The 18649-nt window shown below is 40.4% G+C and carries 13 protein-coding genes; 5 read left to right on the plus strand and 8 right to left on the minus strand.

Features of this window, described 5'->3' with window-relative positions:
• Nucleotides 1-17: 17 nt before the first annotated feature.
• The 3 genes from mfd to ald all read left to right on the plus strand — a co-directional run bounded on the left by mfd (nt 18) and on the right by ald (nt 6864).
• A complete protein-coding gene (gene mfd / locus ACOXY8_RS06755) occupies nt 18-3368 on the plus strand; it encodes a transcription-repair coupling factor (RefSeq protein ID WP_458330798.1) in 3351 nt (1116 codons plus the stop codon).
• A 198-nt stretch (nt 3369-3566) separates the two neighbouring features.
• A complete protein-coding gene (locus ACOXY8_RS06760) occupies nt 3567-5603 on the plus strand; it encodes a M3 family metallopeptidase (RefSeq protein ID WP_458330799.1) in 2037 nt (678 codons plus the stop codon).
• Between the two features lie 145 nt (nt 5604-5748).
• Nucleotides 5749-6864, plus strand: coding sequence for an alanine dehydrogenase (gene ald, locus ACOXY8_RS06765; protein ID WP_458330800.1), 1116 nt, complete (start codon nt 5749-5751; stop codon nt 6862-6864).
• A 58-nt stretch (nt 6865-6922) separates the two neighbouring features.
• Here ald and ACOXY8_RS06770 read toward each other — a convergent pair whose 3' ends face one another.
• Entirely contained in the window at nt 6923-8014 is a 1092-nt protein-coding gene (locus tag ACOXY8_RS06770; RefSeq protein WP_458330801.1) for an alkane 1-monooxygenase, read from the minus strand.
• Between the two features lie 35 nt (nt 8015-8049).
• Nucleotides 8050-8496, minus strand: coding sequence for a type I restriction enzyme HsdR N-terminal domain-containing protein (locus ACOXY8_RS06775; RefSeq protein ID WP_458330802.1), 447 nt, complete (start codon nt 8494-8496; stop codon nt 8050-8052).
• 100 nt (nt 8497-8596) lie between these two features.
• Here ACOXY8_RS06775 and ACOXY8_RS06780 point away from each other — a divergent pair, with 100 nt between their 5' ends.
• Nucleotides 8597-9370, plus strand: coding sequence for an AMP nucleosidase (locus tag ACOXY8_RS06780; RefSeq protein WP_458330803.1), 774 nt, complete (start codon nt 8597-8599; stop codon nt 9368-9370).
• Between the two features lie 69 nt (nt 9371-9439).
• Here the strand turns inward: ACOXY8_RS06780 and ACOXY8_RS06785 are convergent, their stop codons facing one another.
• The gene (locus ACOXY8_RS06785) at nt 9440-9949 is read right to left on the minus strand and encodes a fasciclin domain-containing protein (RefSeq protein ID WP_458330804.1); all 510 of its coding nucleotides are present in this window, start codon (nt 9947-9949) and stop codon (nt 9440-9442) included.
• A gap of 528 nt (nt 9950-10477) precedes the next feature.
• On the opposite strand from ACOXY8_RS06785, the gene ACOXY8_RS06790 reads away from it, so the two are divergent.
• The gene (locus ACOXY8_RS06790; protein ID WP_458330805.1) at nt 10478-11023 is read left to right on the plus strand and encodes a fasciclin domain-containing protein; all 546 of its coding nucleotides are present in this window, start codon (nt 10478-10480) and stop codon (nt 11021-11023) included.
• An 88-nt stretch (nt 11024-11111) separates the two neighbouring features.
• On the opposite strand, the gene ACOXY8_RS06795 is transcribed toward ACOXY8_RS06790, so the two are convergent.
• The 5 genes from ACOXY8_RS06795 to ACOXY8_RS06815 all read right to left on the minus strand — a co-directional run bounded on the left by ACOXY8_RS06795 (nt 11112) and on the right by ACOXY8_RS06815 (nt 18565).
• Nucleotides 11112-12308, minus strand: a complete 1197-nt coding sequence (locus ACOXY8_RS06795) for a 6-bladed beta-propeller (protein WP_458330806.1) — start codon at nt 12306-12308, stop codon at nt 11112-11114.
• A gap of 284 nt (nt 12309-12592) precedes the next feature.
• Complete coding sequence (locus ACOXY8_RS06800) at nt 12593-14398, minus strand: acyl-CoA dehydrogenase family protein (RefSeq protein WP_458330807.1); 1806 nt, start codon at nt 14396-14398, stop codon at nt 12593-12595.
• A 51-nt stretch (nt 14399-14449) separates the two neighbouring features.
• A complete protein-coding gene (locus ACOXY8_RS06805; protein WP_458330808.1) occupies nt 14450-15625 on the minus strand; it encodes a thiolase family protein in 1176 nt (391 codons plus the stop codon).
• A gap of 42 nt (nt 15626-15667) precedes the next feature.
• Nucleotides 15668-18070 (minus strand): 3-hydroxyacyl-CoA dehydrogenase/enoyl-CoA hydratase family protein, encoded by a 2403-nt coding sequence (locus ACOXY8_RS06810; protein ID WP_458330809.1) that lies wholly within the window; start codon nt 18068-18070, stop codon nt 15668-15670.
• Nucleotides 18071-18097: 27 nt separating this feature from the next.
• Nucleotides 18098-18565, minus strand: a complete 468-nt coding sequence (locus tag ACOXY8_RS06815; RefSeq protein ID WP_458330810.1) for a MarR family winged helix-turn-helix transcriptional regulator — start codon at nt 18563-18565, stop codon at nt 18098-18100.
• Nucleotides 18566-18649: the final 84 nt, after the last annotated feature.

An 18649-nucleotide genomic window follows, 5' to 3' on the forward strand; every position in this document is an offset into this window, starting at 1 on the left:
TGAATAGAATCACCGCTTTGGAAAAAAACGAATTTCTCTCTTTCTATCAACAAGATCCGCTCACGCTTACTCTTAGGGAAACCCTTGCCCAATCCAGTCCACAAAGCATTCGTATTGAGGGACTTTCGGGAAGTATGGATTCAGTAATTGCTGCTACAGTTCACCTACTTAGTCCACGAAGTACGCTATATGTATTGCACGATAGAGAGCAAGCCGTATATTTTCAAAACGACCTGCAAAATCTTCTTGACGATAAAGATGTGATGCTATTTCCCACTTCTTATCGCAAGCCATACTCCTACGAGGAAATAGAAAATGCGAATATTCTACAGCGCTCGGAAGTGGTAAGCAGGATGACATCTAGTAAAAAGCCAATGCTCATTGTGAGTTATCCCGAGGCACTTAGCGAAAAGGTGGTAAACAAGCGAAGTCTCACCGATAACACTTTCACTGCGAAAGTTGGCGAAAAAATAGATCTGAATTTCTTTACCGAATTACTGGAAACTTACGATTTCGAAAGAACTGACTTTGTATACGAGCCAGGTCAATATTCTATCCGTGGTGGCATTGTGGACGTGTTTAGCTTTTCAGATGATTTGCCTTATCGAATTGAGCTTTTCGGCAATGAGATTGAAAGCATTAGAAGTTTCGAACCCAATAGCCAACTTTCGAGAGATAACCTCCCGCTTATTACCCTGTTGCCCAATATGCAAACAAAGCTACTTATGGAGCAACGGGAGTCCTTTTTCGACTTTTTTCCAGACTCATCAGCTGTATGGATCAAAGATTTGGAGCAATGTTATGATGTCATTTCCAAGAATTTCGAAAAAGTAAAGCAGCATTTCGAGAATCTGGTAAAAGATAGTGGTAGTCCGAATTTGATGCTGAAACCGAATGAGCTTTTCGAAACCAGAGAAAGCTTCGAGCAAGCATTATTCAAAAAACATTTGGTAGAATTTGGTTCTAGATTTCAGCTGCCAAATGCACATAAACTCCAATACCATTCATTTCCACAGCCTTCATTCAATAAGAATTTTAATCTGCTGAAGGATGATTTGGAAGAAAAGCGCTCAAGAAATTATCTCTGTCTAATGGTGTCGGAGCAAGCGAGACAGCTGGATAGAATCGTGTCCATATTCGAGGAAATTGATCCTAACCTAAAGTTTCACACGCTATCACTAGGATTGCGGGAGGGATTTATAGACGAGAATCTTAAAATCGCCTGCTATACGGATCATCAGATTTTCGAGAGATACCATCGAGCCAAAACAAAGGAGAAGTTTTCCAAAAACAAGGCAATGACCTTGAAGGAGCTACAAACGCTACAAGCCGGTGATTATGTAACACACATCGACTATGGCATTGGGCGATTTGCAGGGATGGAAAAGGTGGAAACTAATGGCAAAACGCAAGAAGCGGTGCGCATTGTGTATCGTGATAATGATTTGTTATTTGTAAGTATTCACTCCCTCCACAAACTCGCCCGCTATACTGGCCAAGAAGGCACACCACCAGTAATGAGCAAACTGGGTTCGCCTGAATGGGAAAACAAGAAAAAGAAGGTAAAGAAAAAGGTTAAAGACATCGCCCAAAAGCTGATTCAACTCTATGCCAAGCGCAAGGCTACCGCAGGATTTGCCTTTTCCAAAGATGGTGTGATGCAGGCAGAGTTGGAGTCTTCCTTTATCTATGAAGATACGCCCGACCAAGCCACCGCAACGCAGGATGTGAAAAACGATATGGAGCAAGCCCACCCGATGGATAGGCTAGTGTGTGGAGATGTAGGCTTTGGCAAAACGGAAGTAGCCATTCGGGCAGCCTTCAAAGCGGTGGTAGATGGCAAGCAAGTTGCCGTACTCGTGCCTACTACGATTTTGGCTATGCAGCATCATCGCACTTTTACGGAGCGATTGAGCAATTTCGCCGTCACTATCGATTATATCAATCGTTTTAAAAGTACGGCGAGTATCAAAGAATCGGTAAAAAAGCTACAAGAAGGCAAGATTGATATCATCATCGGCACACACCGAATTGTGAGCAAGGATATCAAATTCAAAAATTTAGGCTTGTTAATCATAGATGAGGAACAGAAGTTTGGTGTTGCCGTAAAGGAAAAACTTAAGGAAATGCGTGTGAATGTAGATGTACTTACACTCACTGCCACGCCTATTCCACGAACATTGCATTTTTCTCTAATGGGCGCTCGAGATCTTAGTGTTATTTCCACTCCGCCACCAAATAGGCAAGCTGTAACTACCAAAATTTATACTTACAACGAGGAGGTAATTCGTGATGCTGTAAAAGAGGAATTGGACAGAAATGGTCAGGTTTTCTTTGTACACAACAGAGTAAGTGATATTGAGCAAATGGCGAATATCATATTACGCTTAGTTCCGGATGCGAAAATTACTGTTGCCCATGGACAAATGGATGGTGCCAAATTGGAAAAAGTCATGGCTTCCTTTATTGAAGGTGATTATGACGTACTCGTTTCTACCAATATTATCGAATCTGGATTGGATATTCCGAATGCCAATACCATCATAATCAATAGAGCACATATGTTTGGCTTATCCGACGTACACCAAATGCGCGGGAGGGTGGGTCGCTCCAACAAAAAGGCCTATTGCTATTTATTGGCTCCTCCCGCTTCCACACTTACCAATGAAGCCCGTAAAAGACTCCAAACCTTGGAGGAATTCAGTGAGCTGGGCGATGGTTTTAAAGTAGCCATGCGCGATCTTGATATTCGTGGAGCAGGAAATTTACTCGGAGGTGAACAAAGCGGATTTATCAACGATCTTGGCTTCGAAACCTACCATAAAGTGCTGGAAGAAACCGTGCAGGAATTGAAAGAAACTGAATTTAAAGACCTGTTCAAAAATAGCTTGATCGAAGCTGCCAAGAAAATTGTAACTGATTGCAGCATCGAAACAGATTTGGAATTAATCATTCCTGAGAGCTATGTAGGCAATATATCGGAGCGTCTGAGATTGTATTCAAGCTTAGACAGCATCAAAAATGAACAAGAATTAGCCGACTTTATCAGCTCGCTACGCGACAGATTTGGTCCATTACCGGATACAGTTGAAAGTCTAATCGAAACAGTACGCCTACGCTGGAAAGCTGAATTGCTAGGAATTGAGAAACTCCAACTGAAGAATGGCAACCTAAAAGCCTATTTCCTAGACGCCAAAAACGAAGCCTATTACAAATCTGATGTCTTTGGCAAAGTACTCACCTATGTGCAAATGCACCCAAGAAACTGCAAACTTCGCGACGTCAAAGGCAAACTAATCCTTAGCATTCAAAATGTAAACGAAGTAAGCCAAGCCATGGCCTTGCTGGATGCGATGGGAGGGAATTGATGTATGAGGAAGCTGGTAGAAGAATCGATTAAACCGTGATTCAAAAAAATGCGACAGATGATCGTGAAAATATATCGTCCTCGCTGAGCTGAAATAAAAAAGCCGATTCGAACAATAAGCCCAATCATTGCTGTTGTATTTGTATTGGTTGGCTAAATAAGCCTGTGTAATTTGCACGTCCAAAATCAAGATATTTTTATGAATCCATTATTAGATACATTTTCTACACCTTTCGAAACACCTCCATTTCACCTTATAAAAACAGAGCACTATTTACCCGCATTGCACAAAGCAATCGCCGAAGCAAAGCAAGAAATTGAAAGCATAAAAACGCGGGAGGAAGAAGCTACATTTAAAAATACTATTGAAGCCCTTGAGCAAACTGGCGAGAGAGTAAACCGTATCGCCGAAATATTCTTCAACCTAAACGAAGCTGAAACCAGCGAAGAAATGCAGGCTTTGGCTCAGGAGTTTTCTCCAATTTTGTCCGATTACGGCAATGATGTGTTGTTGGATGCTGATCTGTTTGCCAGAGTAAAAGCTGTTTGGGATAATAAAGCGAACTTCAATTTAGACAAAGAAGAGAGCAAACTGCTAGAGAAATCCTACAAATCATTTGTGCGAAATGGAGCACTACTCGATGAAATGGGTAAAACCAGACTCCGCAACATCGATAAGGAATTGGGAAAAGCTTCATTGACTTTCGGTGAGCATTTGCTGGCCGAAACCAATAGCTATCAATTGGTGATAGAAGATGAGGAAACCCTAAGTGGATTGCCTGAAAGTGCATTAGAAACAGCGGCGGTTACTGCTGAAGAATTAGGACATGCTGGAAAATGGGTCTTTACATTACATTTCCCAAGTTATATGGCTGTAACTACCTATGCAGATGACCGTGAATTGCGTGAGAGAATAGTAAAAGCCTATGCAAGCCGTGCAAGCCAAGGCGATGAAATGGACAATTCTGAACTAGTAAATAAGATTGTAGCTCTACGTCACGAAAGAGCGCAATTGCTAGGATATAATAATCATGCGCATTTTGTATTGGAAGAACGCATGGCTGGAGATGCCTCCAAAGTAACTTCATTCCTCAATAATTTGTTGGATGCCTCATTGCCAGTAGCGAAAAGGGAGCTGGAAGAATTGCAAGAATTTGCCAAGAGCATAGGTGGTCCGGCCAAACTAGAGCGCTGGGATATTGCCTATTATGCCGAAAAACTGAAAAAGGAACGCTACGAGGTAGATGATGAAATGCTTAAGCCTTTCTTCCAATTAGAGAAAGTGATCAATGGAGTCTTCGCTGTAGCAAATAAGCTTTATGACATCTCATTTATAGAAGACACGACTATTCCGAAATACCATAAGGATGTAATTACCTATAGAGTGGAAGATGGCAATGGAAGACATATTGCAGTATTCTATGCAGACTTCTTCCCTCGTGCTGGCAAGCGCAATGGCGCTTGGATGACAAGTTTCCGTGGACAAAGTATTCGCAATGGAAAAGAGCAAAGGCCATTGGTTTCTATCGTCTGTAATTTCACTAAGCCAGGCAAAACCACACCTTCCTTGCTTACTTTCAATGAAGTAACAACGCTATTCCATGAGTTTGGGCATGCGCTTCATGGAATGCTGGCTGAAGGAAAATACGAAAGCCTTACGGGCACGAGTGTGTATTGGGATTTTGTGGAACTGCCTTCCCAGATTATGGAAAATTGGGTTTTCGAAAAAGAATGCCTTGATCTATTTGCCAAACATTATGAAACTGACGAGAAAATCTCCGAGGAGCTGATAGAGCGAATAAAGAAAAGTGCAAACTTTATGGAAGGCTACCAAACGCTCCGTCAGATTAGTTTTGCACTACTCGATATGGCTTATCATGGAGAGATCCCTGGCAATATTGCTGATATCAAAGCTTTTGAGCAGGAGATAATGGGTAAAGTGAGTTTGGTGCCATCTATTCCAAACACCTCTTTTAGCACTTCTTTTGGCCATATATTCCAAGGTGGATATTCATCTGGCTACTATAGCTACAAGTGGGCGGAAGTTTTGGATGCTGATGCTTTCGAATACTTCAAGGAAAAAGGAATTTTCAATAAAGATGTTGCTAATGCTTTCAAAAAATTTGTGCTTTCGGCAGGAGGAGTGGAACACCCTATGGAGCTATACAAAAAGTTTAGAGGCCGAGAAGCAGATCCAAAAGCGCTTTTGAGAAGAGCTGGATTGGTAGAAGCTTAAATGTTTGTCAATAATTTTAATGAAGCCATTTGCCTTGGTAAAGAACCAATTAGCATATACTTTTTCACTATTTTACTGAAATTGAAAACCTTGCCCTTATATTTGCGCTTCGAAATTAAAAGACAACCCTATAAATCCAAATTCAATGATTATTGGTATCCCAAAGGAAATTAAGAATAACGAAAACCGCGTGGGTGCTACTCCAGCGGGCGTGAAGGAATTCATCAAAAGAGGCCATACAGTATATGTGCAATCTACTGCTGGCGAAGGAAGTGGTTTTACAGATCAGGACTATGTAGAGGCTGGTGCAATGCTTTTACCTACTATGGAAGAAGTATATAACGTCGCGGATATGATCGTGAAAGTGAAGGAGCCTATTGCGGTAGAATACCCACTTATCAAGAAAGATCAATTAGTATTCACATATTTCCACTTTGCTTCTAGTGAGCCACTTACTAAAGCAATGATCGAATCAGGTGCCGTTTGCTTGGCATACGAAACAGTAGAAAGACCGGATCGTTCTTTGCCTTTGCTAGTTCCTATGTCAGAAGTTGCCGGTAGAATGTCCATCCAAAAAGGTGCAAATTACCTTGAAAAACCATTGCAAGGACGTGGTATTTTGCTTGGTGGTGTACCAGGTGTATTACCAGCCAAAGTAATTGTACTTGGTGGTGGTGTAGTAGGCACTAATGCAGCTAAAATGGCCGCCGGCCTAGGTGCATCTGTTATTATGATGGACGTGAACTTACAGCGTCTTCGCTATTTAGATGATGTAATGCCTGCTAATGTTAGAACAATGATGTCTAACGAATATAATATCAGAGAGCAAATCAAAACTGCAGATTTGATTATTGGCGCAGTACTTATTCCAGGTGCCAAAGCTCCACATTTGCTTACTAGAGATATGCTTAAGCTTATGCGCCCAGGAACTGTCGTGGTGGACGTAGCTGTAGATCAAGGAGGCTGTATCGAAACTTGTAAGCCAACTACGCACGAAAATCCAACTTATATAATCGATGATGTAGTTCACTATTGCGTGGCTAATATGCCAGGCGCTGTGCCTTACACTTCTACACTTGCTTTGACTAATGCTACTTTGCCTTATGCATTGCAATTGGCTGAGAAAGGCTGGAAAAAAGCTTGTCAGGATAATAAAGAGCTAGAGCTTGGTCTTAACGTGGTAAATGGAGATATCGTTTACAAAGGCGTATCAGAAGCTTTTGATTTACCTTATGTGCCAGTATCTAAATACTTAGCTTAAAATAGAATTTTCTTTTTCATAATTAAAAATGCCCTTTAGCAAATGCTGAGGGCATTTTTTATGTCATTTTATACTCCTCCCGCGTTTTCTCCCATTGCTCAAGCAGCGGATCCATCTTTCTAAACCACCAACTCGGTACTAAACAAAGCAGTATCATCGCCGGATAACCCGATGGCAATTGTGGACTTTCATCGTGATGAGCCAATACCTGATAGCGTTTACTTGCATAAGTATGATGATCAGAATGTCTTTGTAAATGGAATAAAAATAGATTGCTGATGAGATGATTGGCATTCCAGGAATGAAGTGGATTTACTCTTTCATATCGGCCATTCTCTTTTTTTCGTCGTAAAATTCCGTAATGTTCAATATAATTTACCTGCTCTAACAAGGTGAATGCTAATATACTTTGGACAAAAAACAGTGCAGGAATTTGCCATACAAACTCACCAAACCATAGGGAAAAGACTAGAGTAATAGAACCTATAAAAAGAAGCGGGAGGATACTGTACCATAGCATCATATTGGTCCTACTCCATAATTTCAAATTTGCCTTTTGTAGTCGAGCTTTTTCTAATTCCCAAGCACTTTGCCAGCCGCCAATCACCGAGCGAAACCAAAACTGATAGAAAGTTTCCCTTTTGTGCGAAGTCGCCGGGTCTTCCAAAGTGGCCACGCGCACATGATGTCCTCTATTATGCTCAATATGAAAATGCATGTAGCAGACCATCATATACAGCAACTGGGCGGCAAATCGCTCTAGTTTGCTGGACTTATGACCCAATTCATGTCCTACTGTAATACCAATGCCGCCGGTAACCAACGCCAGACCTAAAACAAAACCAGGCAAATAAATTGGTGCAATAGCATTGATAGCAACTAAGTAAAAAGCATATAGCAAAATACCCAACTGAACAACTACCCACAATAATGTCAATGCTTTAAAATATCGATCCTTATTGAGGCTTTCGAATACTTCGTCGGAAACATTTTGCGAATCGGCACCAATGAAATAATCAAGGATTGGAATGAAAACGAATACAAAAACGGGTGTGAGATAGTGCCAAAAACTACCTAACCACACGCCAAGGCACCACAGTATCGGTACTAGAAATGCCAAGAGAAATCCGATTTTCTTTAACTTACTCATAGATTATGAGCAAGATATAAAACTAAACCGAGAGTTTAATTAATGTGCGCGGGAAAAATTTCTATTGCTTGCCAACGTTGGCTTTCGGATTCTTTGCCAAATACAAAATGGGTAAGTCCATTGCTCAGAACGAGGAAATCTGGATTGAGCGTTTTGGCATAAACCATCGCTTGATGCAATGTATTTTCGTCTATTCTAACAGAAGGAGCTTTACATTCACACAGTAGAAAATACCCTCCCGCCTTATTATGCACGAGTATATCTGAGCGCTTGGCTTGTTTATTATATCTCAAACCACTTTCTACCGAAATCAATCCTTTTGGATATTTCAGATGATCTATAAAAAAGGCTAACAAATGTTGCCGCACCCATTCTTCGGGCGTTAGGGTCAGATATTTTTTTCGAATTCTATCAAATATCAAGACTTTCTCTTCTTCCTTCTTAATTTTACAATCGACTTCGGGTAGATTAAGCTTGATCATGGCTTAAAATTAACCCAAAAATTTATCCTTTTGCAGGAGCTTGGATGAATGGCTGATGAAAGAAGAAAAATAGATAGCTCCATCACAAAACGAACAGAATATGAAGACAAAAAAGGAAATAGTTGACAACTGGCTTCCCAGATACACTGGGGTGCCATTAGATAAATTTGGCGAGTATATTTTGCTTACCAATTTTCACAATTACATCGAATTGTTTGCACAGAAATTTGGCGTAGAGGTAAATGGCAGAGATAAGCCTATGCAATCTGCCACTGCAGAAAACATTACGATCATCAATTTTGGGATGGGTAGTGCAATGGCTGCTACTGTGATGGATCTGCTTTCTGCAATCAAACCTAGAGCCGCCCTATTTTTAGGAAAATGCGGGGGGTTGAAAAAGAAGACTGAAATTGGAGATTTGATATTGCCAATTGCAGCTATTAGAGGAGAAGGTACCAGCAACGATTACCTACCACCGGAAGTACCAGCTTTGCCTTCATTTAGATTGCAAAGAGCCGTTTCCTCTATGATCAAAAAGCACGAGAAGGATTACTTTACAGGTACAGTATATACCACCAATCGCCGAGTGTGGGAGCATGATGCTGAGTTTAAAAGTTACCTCCGCGAGATTCGTGCAATGGCTGTGGATATGGAAACAGCTACAATATTCTCCGTAGGCTTTGTAAATGAAATCCCGCATGGAGCTTTGCTATTGGTATCGGACAATCCGATGATACCAGAAGGAGTAAAAACCGATGAAAGCGACAAAAAAGTAACTTCAAGTTTTGTAAACACGCATTTGGAGATTGGTATTGATGCCTTGAAAGAATTACGTGACTCTGGCGAATCGGTGAAACACCTTCGCTTTGAATAGATAAACAAAAGGACAAAAAAATAGGCTATCTCGAATCGAGATAGCCTATTTTTATATACTGAGTTCAAATTAGTTCATAGGAGGGAGCATCACTTTGTCAATAACGTGTACTACACCATTTGTCGCTTCGATATCAGCCGTGGTTACTGTAGCACCTGAGATACTAACTTTTCCGTCCCAAATCTTTACTTCCACTTCTGCACCTTGCACTGTCTTCGCTTTTTGTCCGTTTGACAAATCACTTGACATGATTTTACCTGGTACTACGTGGTAAGTCAATACTGCCACTAATTGCGCCTTGTTTTCTGGCTTCAATAAGTTTTCCACAGTTCCTTCCGGCAATGCTGCAAATGCTTCATTGGTTGGAGCGAATACTGTGAATGGACCATCACCTTTCAATACATCTACCAAATCTCCAGCTTTTACAGCTGCAACTAGTGTAGAAAGGAAATCCGTTGCAACAGCTAAATCAACGATATCGTTGTCAACTGCTTTTGCTTTCTTGATGCCATCATTGGCAAATACGATTGTTGAAGCAAACAACAACAATGCTACTAGGGATAATACTTTGTTTTTCATGATCTTATTAATTTTAGTTTAGGGCTTCTTAACAGGATGTTTGTTGAATGGTTTGAATAATTTTAAAAAAATTTTATTATGTCTCATTAAAGCCATTTGCTGATATGAATTTTGATAGCTATTTTATTCTGCTAAAAATCAATAATTTATAACATTAGAAAATTTGCTTTTGGAATTGTGCTTTCTGTCCGCGTAATATTTTTAAATTCAATTTTTCTGATATTTATGGTCTGATAGGTTGGGGTATTGGATTACAAATCCACATTATCATGTTTTCGGAATTACAAATCCCGAATAGGGGGTTTGTAGAGACGTAGCGTGCTACGTCTCTACCGGGTTTGGGTTTCATGGCATTAAAAACAGTGAAATAATAAATTTCCCTCCCACAATTTTATGTTTGGAATTAAAGCAAATGGCATCTACTTATTAAATGAATTAGAAGCTTATCTTTGCGCATTATTTGGCAGAAAATTGGCATAAGAAATGCTAATTGCCCGATGGAAAAATCCCGTTAAATTTGCAGCTGAAATGAAAATGAATAAAATGAAAAGTACTTTACTTGCTTGTCTATTAGTAGTTACTGGTTTTGGATTTACTTCTTGCGAACAAAAACAAGAAGAGCAGCAAACTGAAGTCGTAAAGAATTCGGCAATGAAAGAAGAGCTGCCATCCCTCAATGATGTGTTAAAGGAAGAAAGTAATATCAAAACCTTCCTCGTAGCATTGGACTCTGCGAAAATGTCATGGGTATTGCGTCAGGACACTGATGCTTACATATTGTTTGCGCCAACGGATGAGGCATTTGCGCTCTTAGGTGAAGAGGCTGTAGCCAATTTGTTGTTACCGGAAAATAGAACCACGCTTTTCAATTTGGTACGCAACCATATCGTAAAAGGTAGAGTGCCTTCTTCTATGATGACTGGCGGAATGTCTGCCGAAACTGAAAGCCGTACCAAACTTGTCTTCGAAAGATCTGAAGATGGAACCAAAACCGTGAATGGAGCCAACTTCGTGAAAACAGATATTGAAGGTAGTAATGGTATTGTGCATATTATCGATAGAGTAATCGAATAAGCCCATTCCATAAAGTACCAAAAAGCAAAGCTGAACAGAGTGATTTTTTCGGCTTTGTTGTTTAATAGCATTGTTGGCTACTCTAAGCTTAAAACGTGAGATTAGATTTGAGTTTAAATAAACAAAAAATCAATTGATCTCTTTCATCATTTGTCAATTTATTAGCAATAGCCTTCATCTGAGCAGAATACTCATTCTCCCCGTATTTCTTAATGTTGGCCAATATTTCCTCTTTACTTGTATTTAGGGCATTTACATAACCTATCCCTAAATAATCTTCAGTTGAGTTTCCCAACACAAACATTGGTATTGCCCTAGTGAAGGTCATATCGTTTACTAAATCACTGTAGCTAAACTCATAGCTTTTCCCTGTTGAAAAATCCTTAACAAATTTTTTATTAGCATCCTTTTTTAGAGAGAAAAAAGCAAACCCGTTTTCATATTCCGTGTAAGACCTACGTCTAGAATAAGAATTTGCCTTTTCCATAAATTCCCTGATCGTGTATGGATCGACAGGATATTCCCTTTTGAGCGCTTCTAATTGTTGATAGTCTGGAGTTGGAACTTTCCTCCAAACTTCGGTTTTTGTAGCTCCTACATTATAGATATTTTCATTGTACGATTCTTGAAAAGTAGTCTTATCCTTAAATTCTGTAAAATCTACATGAACCTTGAAAAATTGACCATGAGATTGATCTAATGCTTCATATTTTACCTTAAAGGTATTATCAGTAATGACAAGATTTTTTTTATCATTCTGTGTGAAAACATAACCACTATTGGGAAGGCGGGCTATTCTAAGACCTATAAAATCAAGTTCAGAAGTACGTAACAATTTCCCATTTGAAGCATCATAATGCATAATTTTGCTACGGTTACTATCTAAGACAAGGGCTTCCTTACCATCATGACTTACAGTAAAACCCATCAGAATACTATACTTATCTGGGCCTTCACCATAATCATCAATTGTATATAAGTACTTTCCATCAATACCAAATACAAATATTCTTCTGGTTCCAAAGCTATCTAAAAGAAAAATTCGATTCCCCTTGATCTTAACATTACTAATCTCTTCGAAAAACATATCCTCAGGAAAATCCAATAGTAGGATTTTCTCCATCTCATAGATATCGGAAAGTCGAGTTTCTTTGATTAGTGTGGTGCTGTCTGGGTCAAAGTTTGAAAAGATAAATTTTTGAGTGGTATTAGTAATATCCTTACCTACTGTTATAGAGCAGGAAAATATGATTAAGATAAAAATGGATAAAGCTAATTGTTTCATACTAAACAGTTTAATGCTAAGAATAACTGAATTAATATGCAAATTTTTATCTAAATATTATTTTATTAGATAAAACAGATTGCATTTAGGGAAGTCAAAATAATTAAAGCTATAACTGATAAAGTGGTTTTATATTATATCAAACTGATATAGAGGAGAAAATAATTTTTCTTTACTAAGCAGAATATTACTAAACAAAGCATCAGCCAATCTCTCTACAAACAAAAACACCCTAAAAGCCAGCGCTCCTAGGGTGTTTGTCAGTATTAATTTGGGTATAGAAATCAGATTACAAAAGGATACTTATTTTTCTCGATCATATAATCTGCAATTTCTCTTCTTAGCTCTTTGGCATTGATGGCGTCCATTTTGGTAAATCTCTTCAAGCCCATCAATAGTACTTTTTGCTCGTCGCCTTTGGTAAATGCCGCAATCGCTTCTTTGCCTGCTTTGTGTACCTTTTCTACGGCTTCAAACAAATACACTTGAGCCATACTTACATAATGCTTAGCAGCTTCTTCGCCTTTCAGCTCAATCAATTTCTCAGAGCGTAATAAAGTAGATTCTGCTGCATATATTTCGATCATCAAATCAGCTAGGTTTAGCATAATCTCTTGCTCATCTTCTATACGATCTGATAGTGCTTGAGCGGCCTTTCCGCCAATCATCAAGAAGGCTTTTTTCAAGTTTTTGATTACTTCTTTCTCCTTAGCAAAAGCAACTGAAGCATCTGGACTTGCAAATGAAGGTACAGAAATCAATTCCTTACCTACTGCCATTGCTGGCGTCATGATATCCAACTCGCCTTTCATGGCTCTACGCAATACCATGCCTACCATCAGCATACGGTTAATTTCGTTGGTTCCTTCGTAGATTCTTGCAATTCTACTATCGCGGTAGGCTCTTTCCATTGGCGCATCGGCCGAAAAGCCCATACCACCATATATCTGCACGCCTTCGTCCACTACATAATCCAGCACTTCCGAGCCATGTACTTTGCTGATTGCTGCTTCGATCGCAAATTGCTCTACACCTTTCAGCTTGGCTTCATTTACTTCCATTCCTTCGGCAATCAATGCATCTGTTTTATCCTCGATATCCTGTCCTGCACGGTAGCTCAATGATTCACTGGCATAAGTACGAATGGCCATTTGCGCAAGCTTATGCTTCATCGCGCCAAAGCTTGAAATGGATTTGCCAAATTGCTTACGCTCATTAGCATAGTTTACCGCCAAGCTTATCACACTTCTACATCCGCCCAATACGCCAGCACCTAATTTTACTCTACCAATATTGAGGATATTCACGGCAATCTTAAATCCATTCTGGCGATCGCTCAGCATGTTTTCTACCGGTACCTTACAATCGTTGAAGAATACTTGACGAGTAGATGAGCCTTTAATGCCCATTTTCTTTTCTTCCTCATTCATGGTAATGCCACCGAATGACTTCTCTACGATAAATGCCGTCAAGTTTTTATCATCTTCAATTTTGGCAAATACTATAAAGATATCGGCAAAACCACCGTTGGATATCCACATTTTCTGGCCTGTGATCAGGTAATGCTTGCCATCATCGCTTAGTACTGCTTTGGTTTTACCAGAGTTGGCATCCGAGCCTGCGTCAGGTTCGGTAAGGCAATAGCAAGCAGCCCATTTGCCAGTGGCTAGCATTGGCAAATACTTGGTTTTCTGCTCTTCGGTGCCATAAAATAAGATTGGTAAAGTACCAATGCCCGTATGCGCACCATAAGTAGTAGAGAATGAACCCGCCGAGCCAATTACATCTGCAATAAGCATGGAGGTATTGAAACTCATGCCCAATCCACCATATTCCTCAGGTACTGAAATACCCAATAAACCTAGTTCGCCGGCCTTTTTCAAAATGCTAGGTACCAAATCAGGCTCTTTCATGCTGTCGATCCTATCGGCAAGAGGCATAATTTCCGTATCGATAAAATCTTGACAGGCGCTTGCCATCATTCTTTGCTCCTCGTTGAATTGCTCTGGAATAAAGATTTCATTTGCTTCTGTTTCGCGGATAAGAAATTCTCCTCCTTGAATTGCTTTGTTGCTTGTAATTGTTGCCATTGTTGTATGACTGTTAATGATAAATTTTGATTTTTGAAAAAGCGGGAGGATTTAGCTCAATAGCTCATAAATACCCGCAACACCTTGGCCACCACCTACACAGGCTGTCACCATTCCATATTTTTGCTTACGTCTTCTCATTTCGTTGAAAAGCTGTACCGATAACTTCGCACCAGAGCAACCCAGTGGGTGACCCAATGCAATCGCTCCACCATTTACATTGATGATATCTGGATTCAGACCAAGTTCTTTGATTACAGCCAATGACTGTGTAGCGAATGCTTCGTTCAACTCAATCTGATCTATATCACCTATTTTCAAACCTGTTTGCTTCAATACTTTTGGAATAGCAGCTACCGGCCCAATGCCCATAATGCGTGGATTAACACCCGCTGCAGTATAGCCTACGAGTCTGGCAATGGGTTCGAGTTTTAGCTCTTTCACCATTCTTTCGGACATCACCATTACGAATGCAGCACCATCGGAAGTCTGCGAGGAATTACCTGCGGTTACGATTCCTCCCGCTGCAAATGCAGGTCGCAATGAGCCAAGCACTTCCATCGAAGTATCAGCTCTTGGGCCTTCATCGGTATCTACCACAAAACTTCTATTTTTCTTTTTGCCATTGGCATCTACATAGGTTTCTTCTACCGTTATCGGCACTATATCTTCCTTGAATCTACCTTCATTGATTGCTGCAATGGCTTTTTGATGGGAGTTGTAAGAAAACTGATCGGCTTCTTCTCTGCCGATGTTGAAATCCTTAGCAACTTCCTCAGCTGTAAGACCCATACCTAGATAGTAATCTGGGTGCTTTTCGGCGATTTTCCAGTTAAGGGCTGTCTTGTAACCCATTACAGGCACTAGGGACATGGATTCCGTACCTCCCGCTATGATACAATCTGCCATACCTGCTTTGATCTTGGCAGTAGCTATAGCGATCGTTTCAAGTCCAGATCCGCAATATCTATTTACAATCATTCCCGGTACTTCTATCGGCAAGGATAATAAAGAGATCATTCTACCCATTTGCATACCTTGCTCTGCTTCCGGTACTGCATTTCCCACGATCAGATCGTCCACTCTGCTTGGGTCAAAATCTTTGATGGAGCCCACCAAATGTTTGATTACATCAGCGGCCAAATCATCCGGTCTCATAAATCTGAAACCGCCCTTCTTGGCTTTTCCTACTGCTGTTCTATAACCTGCTACTATATATGCTTCCATTTTATTTTAATTTTTTGATTCAACATTTGAGCTTACGATACATTAATTGCGAAGTGGCTTGCCCTTGAATAATATGCTGTGAATACGCTCCAGCGTTTTAGGCTCTCCACACAGGCTAAGGAATGCCTCGCGCTCAAGCTCAATAAGGTATTGCTCGGATACAAGAGTGGCTTCACTCAAATCGCCGCCGTTCATTACCCATGATAATTTCTGAGCTACTTTTGCATCATGCTCAGAGATGTATTTTCCATAAAGCATGCCTGCAATACCTGCTTGGAACAAAGCTAGACCCGTTTTGCCTTGTACTTTGATGTCCGTACGCATGGTTGGCTGTGTATAGCCGGCATTGTACAATTCAAGCACTTTGGCTTTAGCGTCGGTGATTACTCTTTTGCGATTGAGGGTAATTTCGTCGGTACTTCTTAAGTAGCCTAGATTTCTTACCTCTGCTGCTGATGTGCCTACTTTGGCAGTAGCAATATTCATAAAGTACTCCTGTAATCTGTTCAGCTCAGGGTCGCCGGTTTTGTAGGAGTCAGATGCTCTAAGCGTCATTTCTTTGGAGCCTGCTCCTGCTGGAATTAGACCTACGCCAAACTCCACCAAACCCATATAGGTTTCAGCATGTGCTTGTACTGCATCGCAATGCATGGACAACTCACAACCGCCACCTAATGCCAAACCCGAAGGCGCAGCCACTACTGGGATGGATGAGAATCTCGCACGCATCATCGTTTGCTGAAACTGTGCAATCATCAAATCTACTTCGTCGAATTCCTGCTCGCTAGCATACATAAATAGCATGGCCAAATTGGCTCCTGCTGAGAAATTCGCTCCATCGTTACCAATTACAAGGCCTTTATAATTCTTCTCGGCCATGGCAATCGCGGTGTTAATTCCTTCTATTACTTCACCGCCAATAGAATTCATTTTGGTATGGAATTCCAAACCTAGAACTTCATCGCCTAGGTCATAAACTGAAGCGCCATCGTTGCCCCATACTTTATTGGTTTTCTTAAGGTTATCAAGGATGATAAGGCCTTCAGTACCTGGAATTACTTTGTAAGATTTGCTAGTGATGTCATAATACTTCTTTTTGCCATCTTCCACTTTGTAGAATGATTCGGCTCCACTTGCCAGCATTTCCTGCACCCATGCCGCTGGTTTTTGTCCAGCCTCTTCCATTTTCTTGGCTGTTTCGGCTACGCCTAGCAGATCCCAAGTTTCGAATGGACCAAGTTCCCAGCCGAAGCCAGCACATACCGCCTGATCTATTCTGAAAAGCTCATCGGCGATTTCTGGAATACGGAATGAGCAATATCGGAATGCATCGTAAAAAGTCGTGCGGTAGAATTCGCCTGCCTTATCGTCGAAGTTTACAAGGAATGGAATTCTCTTTTTCAGATCGTCAATTTCTTTGGAAGCTTCAAGAGCTTTGAATTTAGGCTTTTCTGCAAGTTTGTATTCGTATGTGTTGAAATCTACTTCATAGAGGGTTTTGCTTCCATCCTTGCCCTTTTCCATTTTGAAATAGCCTTGCTTGGTTTTGTCTCCCCACCATTTGCGATCGTGCATTTCTTTCACAATTCCCGGAAGCTTAAACATCTCACGAGATTCATCGTGTTGTAGACCTTGGTAAAGATTGTTGGCTACGTTTACCGTAGTATCCAAACCAACAACATCCATCGTACGGAAAGTCGCTGATTTTGCTCTACCTATTACTGGGCCAGTTAGTTTATCCACTTCGGAAACAGTAAGACCCATTTTCTCGATGGTATGCATTGCCGACATGATGGCGTAAATGCCGATTCTGTTTGCGATAAATGCGGGAGTATCTTTACAAAGAACAGTTTCCTTTCCTAAAAAGAGATCTCCATAATGCATTAAGAAATCAATGATTTTTGGATCCGTTTTCGGACCTGGAATAATTTCTAACAAGCGTAAATAACGCGGGGGGTTAAAAAAGTGCGTTCCACAGAAGTTGCTTTGGAAATCATCACTTCTGCCTTCACACATTAGCTGCATTGGGATACCTGAAGTATTTGAGGTAATAAGCGTGCCCGGCTTGCGGAATTTCTCTACTTTATCAAAGATGATTTTCTTAATATCTAATCGCTCTACGACTACTTCAATAATCCAATCTACATCGGCAATGCCTTTCATGTCATCATCAAGATTGCCTGTTTTGATAAGTGAGGCTGCCTTTTCCTCATACACTGGCGAAGGCTTAGATTTTACCGCAGTCATCAAGGCTTCATTTACGATCCTATTTCTGACAGCTGGGTGATCCAATGTTAGACCCTTTTTAGTCTCTGCATCATTCAATTCCTTAGGTGGGATGTCAAGGAGCAATACCTTCACTCCAATATTAGCGAAGTGTAAGGCAATTCGGGAGCCCATTACTCCGGATCCTAATACGGCTACATGTTTTATCGATCTCATCATGAGTTAATTAGATTTTATAATTCTTTTTTAGCTATTAATTTCACTTAGTACTGATTTGGGTTTGAAGATTCGATCCTCATCCACTATTCGGAATATGTCCTGAATCACTTCAAAGAAGACTTTTAGCTTTTCTGGATCAATGTTTTCCGTGATATACTTATTGAAAGTGATCACAGTATGTCTAGATAAGTCTCTCTTCTTTTTACCTTTCTCCGTAAGATAAATCCGCACCGAACGGCCATCTTTTGCATCTGGCTGTTTATAGATCATGCCTTTTTCTTCCATTGTCTTGAGCATTCTAGTCAAGCTTCTAGACTCAAGGCCTAACAATGGAGCAATCTTGGTAGCAGGCGTTCCTTCTTTGGAATCGATATTCAAAAGCACAAAGCCAATGGACATGGTGAAATCATACTGCGCTGCCTGTTGGTTGTACATGCGTGATATGGCATGCCAAGCAGACTTAATATGGAAATCAATGGTTTCTTCGCGCTTCATTTTCAAGTATTTCAAACAAATTTAGAAAAATTTGTTATGCATGCATACTATTTCACGAAAAAATAAACTGATAGTTTGAATTTT

Source organism: Peijinzhouia sedimentorum (genome assembly GCF_049340005.1).
In the GTDB taxonomy this organism is placed as follows: domain Bacteria; phylum Bacteroidota; class Bacteroidia; order Cytophagales; family Cyclobacteriaceae; genus CAXBDP01.

Bases quoted from the DNA above. Each gene is read 5' to 3' on its own strand.
- ACOXY8_RS06760 (WP_458330799.1), top strand. From the start codon at position 3,567: ATGAATCCATTATTAGATACATTTTCTACACCTTTCGAAACACCTCCA.
- ald (WP_458330800.1), top strand. From the start codon at position 5,749: ATGATTATTGGTATCCCAAAGGAAATTAAGAATAACGAAAACCGCGTG.
- ACOXY8_RS06770 (WP_458330801.1), bottom strand. From the start codon at position 8,014: ATGAGTAAGTTAAAGAAAATCGGATTTCTCTTGGCATTTCTAGTACCG.
- ACOXY8_RS06775 (WP_458330802.1), bottom strand. From the start codon at position 8,496: ATGATCAAGCTTAATCTACCCGAAGTCGATTGTAAAATTAAGAAGGAA.
- ACOXY8_RS06780 (WP_458330803.1), top strand. From the start codon at position 8,597: ATGAAGACAAAAAAGGAAATAGTTGACAACTGGCTTCCCAGATACACT.
- ACOXY8_RS06785 (WP_458330804.1), bottom strand. From the start codon at position 9,949: ATGAAAAACAAAGTATTATCCCTAGTAGCATTGTTGTTGTTTGCTTCA.
- ACOXY8_RS06790 (WP_458330805.1), top strand. From the start codon at position 10,478: ATGAAAATGAATAAAATGAAAAGTACTTTACTTGCTTGTCTATTAGTA.
- ACOXY8_RS06795 (WP_458330806.1), bottom strand. From the start codon at position 12,308: ATGAAACAATTAGCTTTATCCATTTTTATCTTAATCATATTTTCCTGC.
- ACOXY8_RS06800 (WP_458330807.1), bottom strand. From the start codon at position 14,398: ATGGCAACAATTACAAGCAACAAAGCAATTCAAGGAGGAGAATTTCTT.
- ACOXY8_RS06805 (WP_458330808.1), bottom strand. From the start codon at position 15,625: ATGGAAGCATATATAGTAGCAGGTTATAGAACAGCAGTAGGAAAAGCC.
- ACOXY8_RS06810 (WP_458330809.1), bottom strand. From the start codon at position 18,070: ATGATGAGATCGATAAAACATGTAGCCGTATTAGGATCCGGAGTAATG.
- ACOXY8_RS06815 (WP_458330810.1), bottom strand. From the start codon at position 18,565: ATGAAGCGCGAAGAAACCATTGATTTCCATATTAAGTCTGCTTGGCAT.